Here is a 19272-nt window from a genome sequence, read left to right on the forward strand (position 1 = left end):
TTTATTGTAGGTTATGTGTAAACAATTGTCAATACAGAATTTTTTAGGATTTTCATCGAATCATCATGAGAGGCAACTTCTATTAAGAGGACAGTGAATCGGAAGAGATGGCTATGTTACATCAGTTTGTTGAAATGGAGGATAAAAGGAGCAATTCATAAGAAAGCATAACGTTTGTTACATGCTAGGATAGACGCAGTTCTCATGAAAGGAGAAATCAAGATGGCAACAAACAATATCCGTGAACCAGAGAATGATAATGCCCTTACTTCACACAATCCGTCTAAACCCGATCCTGCAATGGAACGCTTGAATGTCTTCGTAGGGAAATGGAATACAGAGGGTGTGATTAAAGCCAGTCCGTCCGGGGCAGCTGATCTGTTGAAAGCAGTAGATACCTACGAATGGCTGCCCGGGGGTTATTTTCTCATTCATCATGTCGATGGCTATATGGGAAAAGATAAGGTTAAGGCTATTGAGATCATTGGCTATGATGCTTCCAGTCAGAACTACACGACACACTCATATGACAACCAAGGTAATTTCAATGCATACCAAGCGAACCTACTCGACCGTGATTGGAAAATTTGGGGGGAGTCGGAGCGATTCACAGGAGTGTTTAGCGAAGATAGTAACATCTTAACAGGTAGTTGGGAGCTATCAAGCGAAGGTACGAATTGGGTACCATGGATGGACATCAAGTTGACTAAAGTGATCTAGTAAAGAAATTCTCTACTATCCATGAAGTGCATTTGAATGAAAGCAGCCTCTATCGCAACGTTATATCTGTTAAAACCACTGATCAAAATGATTCAGTGGTTTTTTAGTTATGAAAGAGGAGGGAGGGAACCAACAGAAAGACGACATGAACATATAGGGTTAACCGTTATTGTTATGCGTTATCACTAATCATAATTATTACGATTTTCAGAAAAGCTCTTGACAAAGACAGGTTGTCGGGATAAAGTTGTACCAGTTAATCGTAATATTTACGAATAATGAATATTTCATTTTCAGGAGGGCCAAACAAACCTATGTGCCTAAAGATCAAGCAGCGCGAAAAGAGTACCTTGCATTACGGTTATTGTCGATTCCACAATTGAAGGGTTACTTCTTAAATAAAACACTTTAGAATTATCTACTTGATAGGAAAAGGAAGGAAATCATGCATACATCACGCAAGCATTACACACTTACTCTGTTACTATCGCTTTCAATAGTGCTTCTACTATCAGCTTGTTCATCCGGCACAGAAGCAGGAAATGCGCAACAAACCGCCAAAGCTTCCAACGCGGAATTAGTCTTTGCCAGCACCAAGGATATCCGGGATATCAATCCCCATCTATACGCTGGAGAGATGCCGGCTCAGAATATGGTGTTTGAATCCCTTGTGATCAATACGCCGGAAGGCATCAAGCCTGCACTCGCGGAGAAGTGGGATATCTCAGAAGATGGCACAACGTATACCTTCTATTTACATAAAGGTGTTCAGTTTTCGGACGGAGAGCCGTTTAATGCCGAAGCCGTGAAGCTGAATATCGATGCAGTTCTGGAAAATGTCGAGAAGAACTCATGGCTGAATCTGGTTGCCGAGATCAAGGAGACGAAAGTGATCGATGACGCCACGTTCCAGATTGTACTGAAACACCCGTATTACCCGACATTGGAGGAATTGGGGTTAACTCGTCCGTTTCGCTTCATCTCACCAAAAAGCTTTGTTGACGGTACAACTGCGAATGGAGTCAGCAGCTATGCCGGAACAGGGCCATACATTTTAACGGAGCACAAGCAGGACCAGTACGCGACATTTACGGTCAATGAAAATTACTGGGGAGACAAACCGCAGATCCAAACGATTAAGTGGAAAGTCATGCCTGACCATCAAACGATTCTGCTTGCCCTGGAAAAGGGAGAAGTAGACCTGTTATTCGGTTCGGACGGTGACATGGTGGACAATGAATCGTTCAAAGTGTTGACGGATCAAGGGAAATACAGCACGGTCATCAGTCATCCGGTTGGCTCACGTGCGATCGTTCTTAATACCAACCGCTCAGCAACTCAGGAGCCCCAAGTGCGTGAAGCGCTGATGTATGCCATTAATAAACAAATCATCGCGGAAGGCATACTGAACGGTACGGAACAAGTAGCAGATACGTTGCTCTCCACTTCGGTTCCGTACGCTGATGTGGGCCTTGAAGGTGTGCAGTATGACATGAACAAAGCAAGCGATCTGCTTACGGCGGCTGGCTGGGTTGCGGGCTCGGATGGCTATCGGTATAAGGATGGGAACAAGCTTGAACTGACGATCTATTACAATTCCGATAATGCACAGGAGCGGACCATTAGTGAATCGATGCAAAACGATTTGAAGCAGGTTGGGGTAGCGTTGAACATTGTTGGCGAGGAAAAGCAGGCCTATCTGGACCGTCAGAAAACGGGTGAATTTGATCTGATGTACTCCCTCTCCTGGGGATTGCCGTATGATCCGCAAACGTATGTCTCTTCCTGGAGGGTTCCCTCCCACGCCGATTATCAGGCCCAATTGGGGCTGGAGAAAAAAGAGTGGCTGGATCATACGATCACAGACCTGATGGTCGAGCAGAATGAGGAACAGCGCCAAAACATGTACAAAGAGGTTCTAACGTATATTCATCATGAAAATGTATATATTCCACTGACCTATTCGGTTACCAAAGCCGTTCATATCAAGGCGCTTCAGGGTGTGGGCTTTAACGTTTCCCAATACGAAATTCCGTTTGAGAAGATGTACTTCGAAGAGTAATCAGGAATTTTGAAAATTCATTAGGAAAGTCAGGAAGCCTCGCTCACCATCTTCCATTCGCGGAGTTGTGCAGCGGGGTTTCCTTGTGAATCCATGAAATATAAAGGAGGATCACCTTGGGCAGGTACGTCATAAAACGAATATTAGCCATTATTCCGGTGCTGATCGGTATTTCATTTTTAGCATTTATTCTGATCCATTTGCGAACCAGTGATCCGGCTGAAGTGGCGCTGCGGGTGAATCAAGTTACGCCGACACCGGAAATGGTGGATGCCATGAGGGAAACACTAGGTTTGGATAAACCGTTTCTGACCCGTTACGTGGACTGGATTAGCAGCAGCATTCAGGGGGATTTCGGCATTAGTTATGTCAACCAACAATCGGTTGGAGAGCAAATTGCACGAGCCCTTCCAGCTACATTAAAGCTATCGGCTGTTGCCCTCATTATCATTCTGACGATAAGTATTCTGATTGGTGTGCTATGTGCGATATATGAGAACAGTATCCTGGATCGATTCATGCGTGCATGGGTCTTTATTGGCACAGCCATGCCGAGTTTCTGGATTGGCATTCTGCTGATGTGGTTATTTGCCGTCAAGCTGAATTGGTTCCCCACGAGTGGCATGGAGCAGGCAAGTTCAGTCATCCTGCCGGCAGTAACGCTGTCCCTGGTATTCATCTCTACCTACGTCAGGCTGATCCGCAACAATATGGTGCAAAACAAAACCGAAAACTACGTGTTGTACGCTCGTGTCAGAGGATTGAAGGAACGGACGATTATCTGGAAAGTGTTCCGTAACTCCCTTCAATTATCGATTACGGCGCTGGGTATGTCGATCCCGAAGTTAATCGCGGGTACGGTCATTGTGGAAAATATTTATGCATGGCCAGGCATTGGGCGTTTATGCGTCACCGCGATTTTCAATTCGGATTTTCCGATTATTCAAGCCTATATTCTGATTATGGGTGTGATGTTTGTCGTCTGTAATCTACTCGTGGATCTTCTGAATTCAGCTCTGGATCCCCGGATAAGAAGGGAGGGGTAACATGATGTTCTGGAAGCGCCTGGTGTCCGATAAAATGGCAGTGTTATGTATGATTACGATCGCACTTGTGGTCGTCGCTGGTGTTGGTGCACCCTGGTTCGCACCGCATGATCCCACGAGTCTAAACATTATGAACAAATATGCAGGGATCAGTCTGGAGTATCCATTGGGTACAGATCAACTCGGCCGCTGTAATCTGTCACGTCTTCTTTATGGAATTCGTACAACGATCCTGTTTGCTGTAATTACAACCGCGATTACAATTACGATCGGAACCCTGCTGGGCATCATATCGGGATATTTTCGCGGCAAGGTGGATGAAGTCATTATGCGAATCTGTGATATGATGCTCTCCTTTCCGGCAGAAGTGATGATTCTGGCGATTGTCGGCATTCTCGGTCCAGGCCTGCTAAATGTCGTCGTCGCCAATATTATCGCCAAATGGGCCTGGTATACCCGGATGATTCGTACAACAGTTATTCAATATACGGACAAGAACTATATTCGTTTTGCCAAAGTCTCGGGATGCGGGACGGGTCATATTATGAGAAAACATGTGCTGCCTGGCGTTTCGGGCGAAGTCGCTGTCTTTGCGACGCTGGATACGGGCTGGGTCATCCTCAATATATCGGCGTTGTCCTTCCTTGGTCTGGGTGTACAGGCACCTACGCCGGAGTGGGGCATGATGCTGAATGATGCAAAAAATGTAATGATTACACATCCAACGCAAATGCTTGCGCCTGGATTGGCGATTTTGCTGGTCGTGGCTGCTTTCAACTTTTTGGGAGACAGCCTGCACGCGGCGATGAATCCGAAAAGTTATATGCATAAGAAAGGAGGCCGGTTGAATGTCTTTGTTAGAAGTAAAAAATCTGTCCATCACTGATTCCAGAACCGGTCTGCCCATTGTGCAAAATCTAAGCTTTGCGTTGCAGTCCAATACCTGCCTTGGCATTGTGGGCGAGAGTGGCAGCGGCAAATCTTTATCCACCAAAGCCATTCTGGGATTGGCCTCTCCCTTGCTTGAAATTAGTGGAACAGCCTTTTACCAGGGGAAGGATCTATTACAGCAAACCGGGGAAGAGCTTCGAAAGATCCGCGGTCAGCGCATTTGCATGATTTTACAGGATGCAATGACGGCGTTTAACCCGCTGGAACCGATTGGGAAACAAATGATGGAGACCTTTCGAGAGAACCTTCGGATCCCCAAAATAGAAGCCAGACAACTGGCGGCGGATGCCTTGCATCGTGTTCATATTCTTCAACCTGAGCAGGTGCTGCAAAAGTATCCGCATCAACTATCAGGGGGCATGCTGCAAAGAGTAATGATCTCCATTGCCATGATGTTGGAGCCTGACATTATCATCGCCGATGAGCCGACAACCGCACTGGATTCGATTAACCAGCGTGCGATTGTTGAGCAATTCAAGCAACTTCGCGAAACGATGGGTATGTCCATCATTTTCATATCGCATGATTTGGGTGTCGTGCAGTATTTGGCGGATGATCTTATCGTTATGCGGGATGGGGAATGCGTCGAGCAAGGAAAGGCGAATGACGTATTTGCGAATCCTCAGCATGAGTTTACACAATATCTGATCCAGACCCGAATCAAGCTGTCTGATCCTTTTCAAGCCTCCATGGAAGCAGGTGTGCAGTAATGCTGGTCGAAGTGAATCATCTGTCCAAAAGCTATCCCCAATCGGGTGGCTTCTTTCGGAAAGAGACAACAGAAATTCTGAAAGATATTCATTTTGAGATCCGTGAAGGTGAATGTCTGGGTCTGATTGGTGAGAGTGGAAGTGGGAAAAGCACGTTAAGCCGCCTCATTCTTGGATTGGAGAAACCAACACAAGGTGAAGTTCGGATTGAGGGGATGGTTGTTTCCCAATGGATGAAGAAGAATAAAGGGAAAATAAGCGTTGTTTTTCAGGATTATACGTCTTCGGTCAATGGCAAATTCATCGTGCGGGATATCATAGCTGAACCCTTGGTTGCACTGGGTGATATCGCGGATCTGGATGATCGGGTCAATGACCTGCTCGCGAAGGTGGGGCTTCCTCATGCGGTGATGCACAAGTATGCTCATGAACTGAGTGGCGGGCAATTACAGCGGGTGTGTATCGCCCGCGCAATCTCAACCAAACCCAAATTCGTAGTTCTGGATGAAGCGCTCAGTTCGCTGGATGTCTCCGTCCAGGCGCAAATCCTGGAGTTGCTGCGCACTTTGCAGCATGAAATGAACATGACCTATCTATTTGTAGCGCATGATCTTCAGGCTGTGGCGAATCTCTGTGACCGGGTACTCTTCCTGTACCGCGGAACAATTGTGGAGGAGCTAGAACGGAATCATCTCTCGGATGCAACGAATGAATATGCGAAAGCATTGCTTGCATCGGTTATGCCCTTTCGAGCAAACGGTACCTGATTTGTATAATGGCCAGTCACTCCTGTGATTAACTGCCAAATGAAGAAGGAGAGGGACGATATTTTGGATTCTTCAGAAGCGGCCAATGGAAAATTAAACCCCATGTCCTTTTCGTTTATCCGGTTTTATATGCTGGCCTTTTTATTTTTTGCAGCCAATTCGGCCTTGACGATTATTCTTCCCTTGCGGAGTGAAGCAGCCGGCTTGAATCAGGCTGAGATCGGGCTAATAATGGGGGCATACATGTTTACGTGTATGCTTCTAAGGCCTTTTGCGGCCCAACTACTTGGTAAGTATGGACCGCTGCGTGTGATGAAGTGGCTGCTGGTTCTGCATGCGACTACTCTGCTGCTGTTTGTTGTTTTTGATGTGAAATCGTATCTGTGGCTGCGGGCACTGCAAGGTGCGGCTACCTCATTTTTTTCTATGACGATGCAGGTTGGCATTGTCGAGAAACTGGAGGATAAAGACCGGGGGCAGGGGTTATCCATGTATACCCTTTTTACAATGGTTCCTTCTCTGGTTATCCCTATACTCGCCATACAAATTTGGGAGCACGCAAGCGAAATCTGGTTTACCGTACTGATGATCGGTTTAGCGGTGTTCCCAATCCTGATCGGATACAACGTGGACATGCCACGAAGCACGGTGCAGAATAAATCGTATTCACTCAGAGATATAGCAGGGTCATTCAGAGGAATGTTGAACAGCACACCACTGCTGATTAGTAGTTTGGTTATGCTGTTTGCTTCATGCGTATATGGAGCAACCGCAACTTTCCTACCACTGTATATGGTATCGGCAAGGGTGGCGAGTCCAGGAATATTTTTGACGATTCAGGGGTTTGTGGTTATTTTGTGCAGATTCAGCTTGCGCAAAAAAATCCCTTCTGACGGAAGCTGGAATACTTGGCTGATAGCGGGTTTACTTATTTCTGCCTCATTGGGAACCCAATTGCTCGCTCTGCTAGAGATGATTGGGCCGCTTGTGTACCTTTCTGCAGTGTTCAGTGGTTTTGCCGTAGCACTGCTGTACCCAATGTTAACCACATATTTGTCATTTGTATTACCTGCTGATTCCAGATATGTTCTTATGGGCATTTTCATGTCAGCCTATGATCTGGGTTTCTCCCTGGGCGGACTCCTAATGGGTATAATTGTACAAACAAGTTCGTACTCTACCATGTTTACAATCTGCACGTTTCTTACTATCACAGCCATGATTATGGTCATGGTTTTCAGGAAACAGATGGAAGCAGGCAATGAGATCAGATCTGCAATGAATGCTAAATCGTAAAGCCGCGAAAGTGCGGCTTGTTTTTTTTGGAAATTTCTGTTGACTATCTCATAGTGACATGCTATATTACACTTGTCCTTAATCGTAATGATTACGATTAATAAACAAACCAACTGATCACATATTGTAATCAAGGGAGCCCGGTATGAAGCATAAGATCGATTTTGTGAAATGCAACCCTACACAGAATATGACGGTACTGATTAAGAGCAAGCTTCCTCCCGATGACTATAAAGTCATTGCTGCTAAAATCATGTCCTACGACAATGTTTATGCTGAACAGGTTGGATTTATTGAACCGTTCCGGAAGGAGAATGCGGATGCGCGCCTACATATGGCTGGAGGTGAATTCTGCGGTAATGCCTGCATGGCTCTAGCTGCTTATTTAGCAAATGAACAGGGGTTAAATCAAAATGAAACAACCGAACTCCACTTACAAGTATCCGGTGTTGAGCGATTGGTGACTTGTCGGATAACAAAAAACAGTGGGGATTATCAGTGTCAAGTGGATATGCCGCTTCCGTTAACAATTGAACAAACTGTGCTAAACGACGGGAGTGACTCTTACGACATGATCGTTGTCAGATACAGCGACTTTGTCCATTTCGTAATTGAAGTCGAGGACATTGATACTGAAATGAAGAGGAAAATGTTAAATCTGGTTAAACTTATCGGTCCCTTGCTCGATACAAAGATGCTGGGCATTCTGTTATACAACATACGCACCAGTGAATTGGCTCCGCTGATCTATGTGTCGGATCTGGATAGCGCAGTATGGGAAAGAGGCTGCGGCTCCGGAACGGCTTCCGTAGGGGCTTACTTAGCCTGGAAGAATCAAAAAAGTATGGAGGCTGCCATCCAGCAGCCGGGTGGAACGATTCAAGTAAGAGCCTTCTACGATCAAGAGCGGTTGACTCAACTGGAAATCGAAGGAAACGTCGGCATTGTAGCACAAGGCATAGCATTCATCGAACAGGATGCAGACCATGTGGAGGGAGTGAGGAATCGTGAAATTAGCATGGTTTGAGCAGTCCGTGACCGATTATCTCTCAAGTTTTAAGTATTTCGCGGACCAGTTTGATTATTCGGCTGGACATTGTACGGAATTGGAGCAGCTCATTGACGATTATTCTGCGTTTATCATTGATGAGTCCAACCTCAGTAACTGGGAATTGCTGAAGGAACAAGGAATGGGTGGAATAAACGATCTTGTGGATGAGGTGAGAAAGCACTCTGCGAGATGCGTAGCCATTCTGGAGAAATATCGTGCGATGAAATTATTACAGGGAGATGCTGAGATCACCAATTATTTCAGAAATATTGAAGAATGCATCGAGAAGGAGTTCGGCAGCTTCCAGGTAACTTCCGCATCGAGTGTATTGCTGGTTGGCTCCGGCTCGTTCCCGATGACGGCATTGTTAATCGCTCAGCGTACGGGAGCTCAAGTGGTCGGTATTGACATTGACAACGAGGCCATTGAACTCGGATTGAAGGTTACTGAGAAATTGGGCCCCGGATTGAAGATTACTTTAAAAAATACACCGGTGGATCTCCTCGATGATATGAATGCGATTACCCATGTTATCTTCAGTTCTACGATTTCTAATAAATACGAAATACTGGATCAGCTGCACCCATTGACGAATGAACACGTCGTAGTAGCCATGAGATACGGAGACCAATTAAAGTCATTGTTCAATTATCCCATGCAAGATACGGATGTAAGCAAATGGAGACTGGTTGGTAACGTATTGCGCAGGAACGATATCTTTGACATTGCGTTGTACAAGAAAAGCTAGGTTCGCCATAAGGTAATCGATGTGAGGTGTTTTTATGGAAAATATGAAGCGAGTCTTATTATTGGGGACGGGACCTGCTGCCTTGCAACTGGCGGTTACTCTTAAAAGGGAATTTCGCTGCCGGCTCGGAATTGCCGGAAGGGAATCGGTCCGTTCCGCTGATTTCTTCGAATCACTTGCAGTAAATGATCAGAAGGTTTGCGTGAGTATTCAAAACAAAAAGCATCATGCTATGGAAGGCGAAGCTTGTATTGACGATGTATTTCGAGGCTTCGAAACCATTGAAGGGGCATGGGATAGTCTCTTTCTTGCAGTGACCACGGATGCTTATATAGATGTGATCCGGCAAATTCATCCTGACGTTCTGTGCAAGGTCAAAAGCTTAGTGCTGATTTCACCGACTCTCGGCTCCAATCAGCTGGTCTCCGGCTACATCCGGCGCTTGAATCCGGATGCGGAAATCATAAGTTTCTCTACGTATATCGGGGACACGAGGTGGATGGATAACAGGGTATCCAACCATGTCATCACAACGGCGGTTAAGAAAAAAGTCTTTATCGGATCTACGAGGGGACGTTCTCCTCTTATCGATGCGTTATGCCGTCTGCACAAGGGCCTCGATATAGATTTAGAAGTCATGCGGACGCCTCTGGAAGCAGAGGCGAGGAACATCTCGCTCTACGTTCACCCTGCTTTGTTCATGAATGATTTTTCACTAAGCGCCATTTTTGACGAATCGAATGACATTCCCAAATATGTCTACAAGCTCTTCCCGGAAGGGCCCATTACACAGAATCTGATCCGTAATATGCGATCGCAATGGAGCGAGATGATGAGTATTTTAGACAAGTTAGGGATACCAAGCATCAATTTGCTGAAATTCATGACCGATGATAACTATCCCGTACGGAACGAAAGCTTGTCGCGTGAGGATATCGAAGGTTTTAACCATTTACAGGCCGTTCATCAAGAGTATTTGTTGTTCATACGTTACGCTTCCTTGTTAATCGATCCCTTCTCGCAGCCAGATCAAGACGGGAAATACTTCGATTTCTCGGCGGTTCCGATTCGGAAGATATTTGTCAATAAGGAAGGAAGCCTGGATATCCCGAGGATGCCCAAGGAGGATTATTACCGGGTAAAGATCATCCAAGGCATTGCCAGAAATCTCAAGGTGAATTGCCCCACTATCGATCGCTTCATTGATACGTATGAGAACAAAATTACAAGTGTGTCGCTAGCTAATCAAGGCCGAGTATTGTCAGACGCCTTTCAGATCCAAAGTTTCGAGGAGGATCTGAAATGGATAGGCGAGGAGATGTCTAACGTATAGCCTTTTGCGTTTACATATAACAACCAGATAAATAGGAGGAAGACTGTGAGAAGAACAACTTTATGGCTATGGATGCTTATGGTTATGACCGCGCTTTTGGCTGCATGTGGAGCTGAGAATCAGGGAAGCGAGGACACAACCAAGCTCCAAGACGAAATCATTTATGCAACAGCGAAAGATATTCATGATATGAATCCACATTTATACACAGGATCGATGCCGGCTCAAGGAATGGTTTACGAATCACTGGTAGAGAACACAAAAGAAGGAATAAAGCCGCTTCTGGCGGAATCCTGGGACCTATCCGAGGATGGGAAGACGTACACCTTCCATTTAAGGAAAGATGTAAAGTTTCATGACGGGGAACCCTTTAATGCGGAAGCCGTCAGAATGAACATCGAAGCTGTGCAGCACAACGCGGATAAACATGCCTGGATCAAACTGTCGACCAAGATCAAGAGCATCAAGGTAGTGGATGAATATACCTTTCAATTGAATTTAAGCGAACCCTACTATCCTGCACTTGTTGAATTGTCTATGACGCGGCCTTATGTGTTCCTCTCTCCCAATGACTTCATTCAGGGAGAAACCAAGGATGGGGTGCAAGGACATAACGGAACCGGCCCCTACAAATTTACAGAACATAAAATCGATGAGTATGCCACATTTACCGCCAATGAGGAGTATTGGGGAGGTCAGCCAAAAATCAAAAAAATAACGGCAAAGGTGCTTCCCGCCGGGGAAACGACCTTCCTGGCTATGCAAAAAGGAGAGGTGAACTTCGTATTCACCGATGATCGGGGCGCAGACAGCATCGACGTCCAGGCCATGAATCACCTGGTTGACGCCGGAACCTTTCAATTGGTTCGAAGTGAAGCCATGAATACAAAAATGATCGTGGCTAACAGCAGCAAAGTAGACAGTCCGGTAAGTGAAAAGGCAGTGCGCGAGGCCATTTGGCATGCGATCGATCGCGAAACGATCAGCAAGGATATCTTCGAAGGAACCGAATCGGTGGCGAATCGACTCTTCTCATCCAACGTCAACTATGCCGATGTTCAGCTGAAGGAGCGTGGTTATGACCTCCAAGCCGCAGAGCGAATTCTGGAGCAAGCCGGTTGGACAAAGGACGGTGACGGTGATGCCAGAATGAAGGACGGGAAACGCTTGACCATCAAATTATACTATGACAGTAACTCAGCTTCGCAAAAAACGCAGGCGGAATATATTCAGAATACGGTGGGCGGGATTGGAATCAAGCTGGATCTCATCGGCGAGGAGTCGAGTTCCATTGCGAATCGACGCTCTACAGGGGATTACGAATTATTATTCAATCAGACCTGGGGATTGGCCTATGACCCTCAGAGCACGATTTTTGCATTCACTTCGGAAGCGTCATATCTGCATACAACCAAGGGAATCGCAGAAGCGGATCACCTCTATGACCTGATTCAGCAGGTTATGGGTTCTACCGACGAGGAAGTCAGAAAGTCGTTGTATGCTGAAATCCTGCAAATTGTTCACGATGAAGCGGTATTCATTCCGATTTCCAACGGGAGTGTCACGGTGCTGGCGCCCAAGAGCCTGCAAGGTATTGCATTCAAGCAAACTCAGTTCGAACTGCCTTTTGAGCAAATGTATTTTGAATAGTTCGGTCTGACCGCTGAATCCTAATTCGACAAGGAGTCCTTATGGGAAGTTATGTTGTAAAAAGATTACTGATCTCTGTTCCGATCCTGTTCATCATTTCGTTTCTGACCTTTCTGCTGAATAACCTGTCGCCCATGGATCCTGCAGAAGTCGTACTCCGGGCGCAAGAAGTTCCTGAGATAACGGAAGAACTGTTGGCACAGACACGCGAAGAGTTGGGAATGAATCAGCCGTTCCTGAAACAGTATGCCGACTGGATGCTGGCCAGCCTTCGGTTAGACTTCGGGGAGTCTTATGTAACGGGACAGTCTGTGTGGTCCTTGATCAGCCCGGCCTTTGTCAATACATTCAAGCTGACGATGGTTTCATCCGTCATCATTATCTTCATGTCTATTCTTCTGGGGGTTGTATGCGCATTAAATGAAGGGAAAATACTGGATCGATCCGTAAGAGGTGTCTCTTTTATTCTAACGTCGATGCCTTCGTACTGGCTTGCCTCGATATTGATCTGGTATCTATCGGTCCGCTTGGACTTGCTGCCCACCAGCGGTATGGACTCCTATCAGAGCTATATTCTCCCCGTCACCGTGATATCGGTAAGTTATGTGGGCATTTATTTCCGAAACGTCCGAAGTTCAATGCTTACCCAATTGGATGAAGGCTATGTGGTATATGGGAGAGCCTGCGGCTTGTCAGAGAGAAAGATTACCCAACATATTCTGAGGAATTCCCTGCAGGTGGCCGTGTCCATATTCTGCATGGCGATCCCTATTATTTTGGGGAGTACTGTCGTGATTGAGAACGTATTTGCCTGGCCGGGCCTTGGACGACTGAGCGTAAAATCCATCCTGAGCAGGGATTTTCCGGTGATACAGGCGTATGTTCTTATTTTAGCGGTAACCTTCGTGCTGTTTAACACGTTGTCGGACGTAATCAACGCTGCGCTGAATCCGAAATTAAGAAAGGAATTGTGATGAGCACACTCAAAAATTTGACTAGAGACAAACTGGCCAGCCTGTCACTAGTCGTTATCGCCACAATCGTTGTTGTCGGCCTGTTTGCTCCCTTCTTTGCGCCGCACGATCCTAACCAAGTCGATATGAAACTTCGCTTCGCTCATTCATCCTGGTCGTATTGGCTTGGCAATGATCATTTGGGAAGATGCATTTTATCCAGACTGATCTATGGGATACGTCCCAGCGTTCTATGGGTTCTGGCCACCATGTTGGCATCGGTAGGTGTTGGCGCCATCGTTGGTTTCATAGCAGGTTATTTCAGAGGAAAAACGGATGCGTTCCTGATGAGAGTATGCGATGTGATGCTCTCATTTCCAGGGTATGTGATGACATTGGCCGTTGTCGGCATTCTGGGCGCCGGACTTGAGAACATCCTGATTGCTTTCGTAGCCATGAAATGGGCATGGTTTGCTCGCGTCATCCGTACATCGGTTCTCCAGTACACGGAAAAGGATTACGTTAAGTTCTCAAAAGCAATCGGTATCAGCAATCGAAGAATTATCCTCAGACACATCGTTCCCGTGACCTTCTCCGATATTGCCGTCATTGCCAGCGGTTCGATGTGTTCCATGATTTTACAAATCTCCGGGTTGTCATTCCTGGGGCTGGGTATCAAGGCTCCCAACGCCGAATGGGGAATGATGCTTAATGAAGCAAGAGAGGTTATGTTCTCTCGGCCCGAGCTGATGTTAGCGCCCGGCCTGGCTATTGTGATTGCTGTATCAGCATTTAATTTTCTGGCGGATGGACTTCAAGTCGCGCTTGATCCTAAACGCATGAAGTCCGGCAAGCAGCCGCAAATGACAGAGGTGGAGAAACCGGCTTATGAATATGCTAGAGGTTAATCATCTGAAGGTATGGGATGCCAGCGAGGGAAGAGAAATTATTCGTAACATTTCGTTTCAATTGAAGCAGGGAACCTGTCTTGCAATTGTAGGCGAAAGCGGGAGCGGGAAATCATTGACGTGCAGATCGATCATACGATTACATAGGCCTTGGATTCGTCAATCCGGGGAGATCCTGTACAAGGGTGAGCATCTGGAACATCTTTCAGATAAAGCAATGCGAAAAATAAGGGGCAAACACATCGGCATGATCATGCAGCACGGTATGGGAGCGTTTGATCCGTCCTCCGTGGTAGGCGTTCATGTCCAGGAGACACTGAGAACGCATTATGACTGGAGCAAGAGTATCGCTGAGGCCAATATGAAGAAGGCGATGGAAAGCGTCATGCTGGAGCAGCCTATGGAGATTTTGAACAAATACCCACACCAGTTATCAGGCGGCATGCTCCAACGATTGATGATTGCACTCACACTTGTACTGGAACCCGATATCATCATTGCCGATGAACCGACCACGGCGCTGGATACGATTTCGCAATTCGAGGTCGTTGAGCAGTTCATCCGTCTTCGGGAAAGAATGGGGGCTTCCATGATCTTTGTGTCGCATGATTTGGGGGTCGTAAAGAAGATTGCAGATGAGGTTGCGGTCATGAAAAACGGTATCATCGTGGAGACAGGGAGCGTTGAAGAGGTGTTTACCGCACCTCGGCATCCCTACACGCAATACCTGGTCTCTACCCGGCTTGAGCTCAGCCATCATTTCAATGTGCTCATGAACGGAGGGATGTAATGTGTTAACCGTGGTGAACGTCGAGAAATCCTACCGGACAGGCGGCATGTTTACTAGAAACAAACAACAGGTTCTGCATGGTGTAAGCTTTGAATGCGGCAATGGCGAAAGCCTTGGCATCATCGGTGAAAGCGGCAGCGGAAAATCAACGCTCGGACGCCTAGTTTTGGGTATTGAACAACCTGACCGCGGCAGTGTTCTGTATGAAGGAAAGCCTGTAAGACACCGGCATGTGCGATCCGGCAACATGAGTGCCGTGTTCCAGGATTATTCGTCGTCCATTAATCCATTCTTTACCGTGGAGGAAGCAATCCTGGAGGCACTGGCTATGCAAAAACCACTTCAGTCTGACAAGAGGAGCAAAATCGATCTGCTGCTGAAGCAGGTTGGATTGGACCCTTCATATAAAATGAAATACGCCCATGAGTTATCCGGAGGAGAGGCACAGCGAGTCTGCATTGCCAGAGCCGTTGCCACAGAACCAAAATGCATTGTGCTGGACGAGGCGATCAGTTCCCTGGACGTATCGGTGCAGATTCAAGTGCTTCGGTTGCTAAAGGAGCTTAAAGAAATATATCACATGAGTTACATTTTTATCACGCATGACATTCAAGCTGCCGCTTATCTGTGCGACCGAATCCTTATATTCAAAAGCGGCAAAGTTGTGGAAACGGTTCGTGTTGAGCAATTAAAAGAGGTCGAGTCCGACTACGCCAAAAAATTAATGAAGCATTTGATTACGTTCTGACGTTTATTCGCAAGCAGGAGGAGAGTCATTGTGAGTGGAGCCATGTCTTGGCCATTTTTACGTCTATATATGCTGGCACTTCTATATTTCAGCGCCAACGCCTTGCTCAATGTTATAATTCCGCTCCAGGGGGCCGCTTGGGGAGCGAGTAGTACAACCATCGGCCTTGTCATGGGAGCGTACATGCTTACAACCATGTTCTTTCGGCCCTGGGCCGGGCAATTGATCCAAAAGCATGGACCAGTCAAGGTGCTGCGACTGATTCTTTTGGTTAATGGCGCTGCCCTGATTTTATATACGTTTACAGGAATAGGCGGATATGTCCTGGCTCGAATCCTGCAAGGCGTTGCAACCGCATTTTTCTCGATGGCGCTCCAGATCGGAATCATCGATGCGCTGCCCGAGAAGGAACGATCCCAAGGAATATCATTCTATTCGTTATTCTCCTATATACCCGGGATCATCGGGCCGGTGTTCGCTTTAAGCCTCTGGCAGGCCAACGGCATGGATGCCTTTACCGTCATCCTGATCAGCATCGCCGTCTGTACCGGAGTATTCGGTTACACGGTCAAGATGGAGAAGGAGCCGAATACTGGCGAGAAATCGTCCGATAGTTTTGGAGTGATGGCCTCATTCGGGCAAATTGTAAAGAATCCGCATCTGTTCAAATGCAGCGTGCTGATGCTGTCCGCATCGATCATATTCGGAGCGGTAACGACGTTCATGCCATTATATGGTGCACAGCTGAATAGCGGCAGCGCCGGCATTTATTTGATGCTTCAGGCCGCGGTTGTTGTTGCCTCGCGGGTTCTCCTGAGAAAGCGAATCCCTTCCGATGGCAGATGGCATTCGTCATTTATTATGGGTACTATGCTGCTTATCACCTTGGCTTCGGCATGCATCAGTTTGTCTTCAGCGAAGGGGGCCATTCTACTGTATGCCGGGGCCATTCTTATGGGCGCTGCGCAAGCACTGCTGTATCCCACATTAACAACGTATTTGTCCTTTGTACTGCCTTCTGCGAATCGCAACGTGTTAATCGGGTTGTTTATTGCCACGGCTGACCTTGGTGTATCGATGGGGGGAGCCCTGATGGGGCCCATTTCAGATTATTATTCGTACTCCACGATGTATTTCATTTGCGCTATTTTAGGCATAGTGATGATTGTGTTTTCGTACGAGAGAAGAAAGAGTTCCGATGAATCAGTGATCCGTGTGGATTCTAATGATGGTCCGAGTACCAAGGGCTGATAAACGTTCAATTTATTTAAAAGCCATGAAGAGATTGCAAGAAGCTGACAGTTTAGAACTGTCAGCTTCTTGTGATTGTTCGCAAGGATTTGGTAAACAGCGGAGAAGTAAAGTAAAGAGTTGAAGGTTGTTGCAACAAGAGGGGTGTTTGATAATGAAAGCGTAGCCAATTCCCATTTATTTGCCCTTCATCCCGGTAGTCAAATAACCCTAAAACTTTCTGGACAATCACCCGCCGTTCCAGATTGACGGCAATTTCGGAGGAACCGCCGCTAGGGGAACGATTCGGTTTCAAGCAGAAACAGGGGCAGTATATCAAATCTCTTTAATATAAAAGTTAAGCAAAGAAGTGCTGGCGCACCGCTTGCAAGACCGCGTGCTTCTTTTTTTTGTTTTAATTACGGTACTCTTTTGCTTGACAATACGAGAAACTGATGGATAGCCCAGAATTCCTTGAAGGCTGAGCAAGTCCTTTCACAATTAACCAACACTCAAAGATCTGGTTGTGACAGAGTTATTTGTGTAAACGCCGCAAATGGAGCTTGGGCAAGTTTTTACTAAAATCATCATTTGAATTATTTTTCGACAAATACTTTAACACTAAGATGTAATCATGAGTGAAGGAAAACAAACATTCATGTAGCTTATGAAGGAAATCCTACAAGAAAGAGCGGGTGCATCTATGATTAGGTTTATATGGTTGGATCTTGGTTATACCCTGGTCAAGACCCACCGGGAAGAAGTGTATTTTAAAACCCTGCAGGTCTTTGACGTCTCCAAAACGCTTGATGAAATCACAATTGCGTATCATTTAGCAGACAAGCTGTTCATGAGAGAATTCCGGGGCGTTCTGGGTAAGGACAGTCGATCGTTCATGCCTTGGTACGTGGGCGTGCTCAACTATTATCTTCAATTGAGTTTGCCTATTGAAGAGATAATTCAGGTGCAACAGCGGATATTAAAAGATTCAGTAACGGGTTGGCGTGCATTTGATTTTAGCAAGCCTACATTGAGGTATCTAAGAGAGTTAGGATACAAGGTGGGCTTAATTTCGAATTGGGACAACACGGCAAGGGAGGTACTCCGACGCAACCAGCTAGATGAAGAGATGGCTGAAATCGTAATTTCTTCCGAGGTGAAACTGGAAAAGCCAGATCCAGCTATATTTACTTATGCTTTACAGAAAGCCGGAGTAACTGCGCAGCAGTCCCTTTACGTGGGAGACAACTACTATGATGATGTACTGGGTTCGCGCCAAGTTGGCATGGAATCTCTGCTAATCAATCCTTACGGCAAACAAGGAATTGAGGAGCTTGATTATGAACGGGTTATTTCCAGTTTGGAGGAGCTGCCCGCCTATTTGGGTCACCCGCCTAAGCTCAATTTGTCAGCGTGCTCCGTCGTTGGAGGAACTTGTCATGTCGAGAATTGAAGACAAGATTGCTGAGCAGTTTGAAAGTTTGAGCCTTGGGAAAAAGAAAGTCGCTCACTACATCCAGAGTAATCTGCGTGAAGCTGCATTACAATCGGCACAACGAATTGCCGAGAAGTCGGATGTTAGCGAAGCTACCGTTCATCGGCTGGCTCAAGCACTTTCTTATTCAAGCTTCTCCGAGATGCAACAAGATTTACGGCGCATTGTAATTCAGGACCAGCGGGCGGTCCACAATTTTATTCAATCCACGAACCGGCAGGAACATTCGTGGCTGGAAAAGCACTTTACGCAAGAAGCTGAAAATATTCGCCAAACGATGATGCAGGTGGATCGGGCACAAATTCATGAGGCTGCGTCCTTGTTGTTGCAGGCAGATCGCGTTTGGGTTGCAGGCTGGAGAATGGGGTTGTCCGTCACATCTTTTTTCAGTTTTGTCATGAAATACATGCTGGGTAACTGCGAGTTAATTCCTCAAGGGGGAGTTGCGGAGTATGTTTCGTATATTAAACCGGGGGACGTAGTGTTTGCTTGCGGCTACCCGAGGTATTGTTCCAGAACGCTGAAATTATCCAGGCTGGCCAAGGAGCAACAGGCTAAACTGATCGTTCTCACAGATTCGGGTCTGTCCCCTTTTGCCAAGCTTGCTGATTTGGTATTGCTGGCAGAATGCAAATCCAACGGTTTTCTTGATTCATATACAGCCCCCTTAGCTGTAGTCAATGCTATCATCAATGAAATTTCTTATTTGGAGAAAGAACGGGTTCAAGGCAATCTTGAACGGATGGAATTGATGCTTAATGAGTTCCAAGACAGCTTTGAGTGGGTGCACAAACTCAAATGACCTCTAAAGAAG

General features: G+C 46.4%; 18 protein-coding genes. All 18 read left to right on the forward strand.

Translation table 11 applies throughout. From position 1 onward, the window contains the following. Positions 1–222 precede the first annotated feature (222 nt). Positions 223–720 (forward strand): DUF1579 family protein, encoded by a 498-nt coding sequence (locus WDY75_RS15385; protein ID WP_063479668.1) that lies wholly within the window; start codon positions 223–225, stop codon positions 718–720. Between the two features lie 445 nt (positions 721–1165). Further along, on the forward strand, positions 1166–2782 hold the full coding sequence (gene nikA, locus WDY75_RS15390) for a nickel ABC transporter substrate-binding protein (RefSeq protein ID WP_051449154.1): 1617 nt from the start codon (positions 1166–1168) through the stop codon (positions 2780–2782). Between the two features lie 116 nt (positions 2783–2898). Beyond that, complete coding sequence (gene opp1B, locus WDY75_RS15395) at positions 2899–3828, forward strand: nickel/cobalt ABC transporter permease (protein ID WP_063479667.1); 930 nt, start codon at positions 2899–2901, stop codon at positions 3826–3828. Position 3829: 1 nt separating this feature from the next. After that, positions 3830–4714, forward strand: coding sequence for a nickel/cobalt ABC transporter permease (opp1C, locus tag WDY75_RS15400; protein ID WP_036638912.1), 885 nt, complete (start codon positions 3830–3832; stop codon positions 4712–4714). Continuing rightward, on the forward strand, positions 4677–5489 hold the full coding sequence (locus WDY75_RS15405; RefSeq protein ID WP_063479666.1) for an ABC transporter ATP-binding protein: 813 nt from the start codon (positions 4677–4679) through the stop codon (positions 5487–5489). Before opp1C ends, WDY75_RS15405 begins: the two co-directional genes overlap by 38 nt. Next, positions 5489–6256, forward strand: a complete 768-nt coding sequence (locus tag WDY75_RS15410) for an ABC transporter ATP-binding protein (protein ID WP_006210269.1) — start codon at positions 5489–5491, stop codon at positions 6254–6256. The genes WDY75_RS15405 and WDY75_RS15410 overlap by 1 nt, the downstream gene beginning before the upstream one ends. Before the next feature lie 63 nt (positions 6257–6319). Beyond that, positions 6320–7552, forward strand: coding sequence for a staphylopine family metallophore export MFS transporter CntE (gene cntE, locus WDY75_RS15415; protein ID WP_231888088.1), 1233 nt, complete (start codon positions 6320–6322; stop codon positions 7550–7552). Between the two features lie 145 nt (positions 7553–7697). Beyond that, positions 7698–8579, forward strand: coding sequence for a hypothetical protein (locus tag WDY75_RS15420; RefSeq protein WP_006210267.1), 882 nt, complete (start codon positions 7698–7700; stop codon positions 8577–8579). Next, entirely contained in the window at positions 8560–9351 is a 792-nt protein-coding gene (locus WDY75_RS15425) for a hypothetical protein (RefSeq protein WP_063479665.1), read from the forward strand. Before WDY75_RS15420 ends, WDY75_RS15425 begins: the two co-directional genes overlap by 20 nt. 34 nt (positions 9352–9385) lie before the next feature. After that, positions 9386–10684, forward strand: a complete 1299-nt coding sequence (locus tag WDY75_RS15430) for an opine metallophore biosynthesis dehydrogenase (RefSeq protein WP_006210265.1) — start codon at positions 9386–9388, stop codon at positions 10682–10684. A 72-nt stretch (positions 10685–10756) separates the two neighbouring features. Beyond that, entirely contained in the window at positions 10757–12334 is a 1578-nt protein-coding gene (gene cntA / locus WDY75_RS15435; protein WP_063479664.1) for a staphylopine-dependent metal ABC transporter substrate-binding lipoprotein, read from the forward strand. Between the two features lie 41 nt (positions 12335–12375). Continuing rightward, entirely contained in the window at positions 12376–13308 is a 933-nt protein-coding gene (gene opp1B, locus WDY75_RS15440; RefSeq protein WP_063479663.1) for a nickel/cobalt ABC transporter permease, read from the forward strand. Further along, on the forward strand, positions 13308–14195 hold the full coding sequence (cntC, locus tag WDY75_RS15445) for a staphylopine uptake ABC transporter permease subunit CntC (protein ID WP_006210263.1): 888 nt from the start codon (positions 13308–13310) through the stop codon (positions 14193–14195). Before opp1B (WDY75_RS15440) ends, cntC begins: the two co-directional genes overlap by 1 nt. Continuing rightward, on the forward strand, positions 14176–14985 hold the full coding sequence (gene cntD, locus WDY75_RS15450; RefSeq protein ID WP_036638936.1) for a staphylopine uptake ABC transporter ATP-binding protein CntD: 810 nt from the start codon (positions 14176–14178) through the stop codon (positions 14983–14985). The genes cntC and cntD overlap by 20 nt, the downstream gene beginning before the upstream one ends. Position 14986: 1 nt before the next feature. After that, positions 14987–15733 carry an ABC transporter ATP-binding protein gene (locus WDY75_RS15455; RefSeq protein ID WP_006210261.1) on the forward strand — a complete coding sequence of 249 codons (747 nt, stop codon included), beginning with the start codon at positions 14987–14989 and terminating at the stop codon, positions 15731–15733. A 30-nt stretch (positions 15734–15763) separates the two neighbouring features. Continuing rightward, positions 15764–16984, forward strand: a complete 1221-nt coding sequence (gene cntE / locus WDY75_RS15460) for a staphylopine family metallophore export MFS transporter CntE (RefSeq protein WP_006210260.1) — start codon at positions 15764–15766, stop codon at positions 16982–16984. 700 nt (positions 16985–17684) lie between these two features. Then, the gene (locus tag WDY75_RS15465) at positions 17685–18416 is read left to right on the forward strand and encodes an HAD family hydrolase (protein WP_234972957.1); all 732 of its coding nucleotides are present in this window, start codon (positions 17685–17687) and stop codon (positions 18414–18416) included. After that, positions 18403–19260, forward strand: a complete 858-nt coding sequence (locus WDY75_RS15470) for a MurR/RpiR family transcriptional regulator (RefSeq protein ID WP_063479662.1) — start codon at positions 18403–18405, stop codon at positions 19258–19260. Before WDY75_RS15465 ends, WDY75_RS15470 begins: the two co-directional genes overlap by 14 nt. Positions 19261–19272: the final 12 nt, after the last annotated feature.

Origin of the sequence: Paenibacillus glucanolyticus (assembly GCF_037333485.1) — a bacterium.
Classification (GTDB): Bacteria; Bacillota; Bacilli; order Paenibacillales; family Paenibacillaceae; genus Paenibacillus_AQ; species Paenibacillus_AQ glucanolyticus.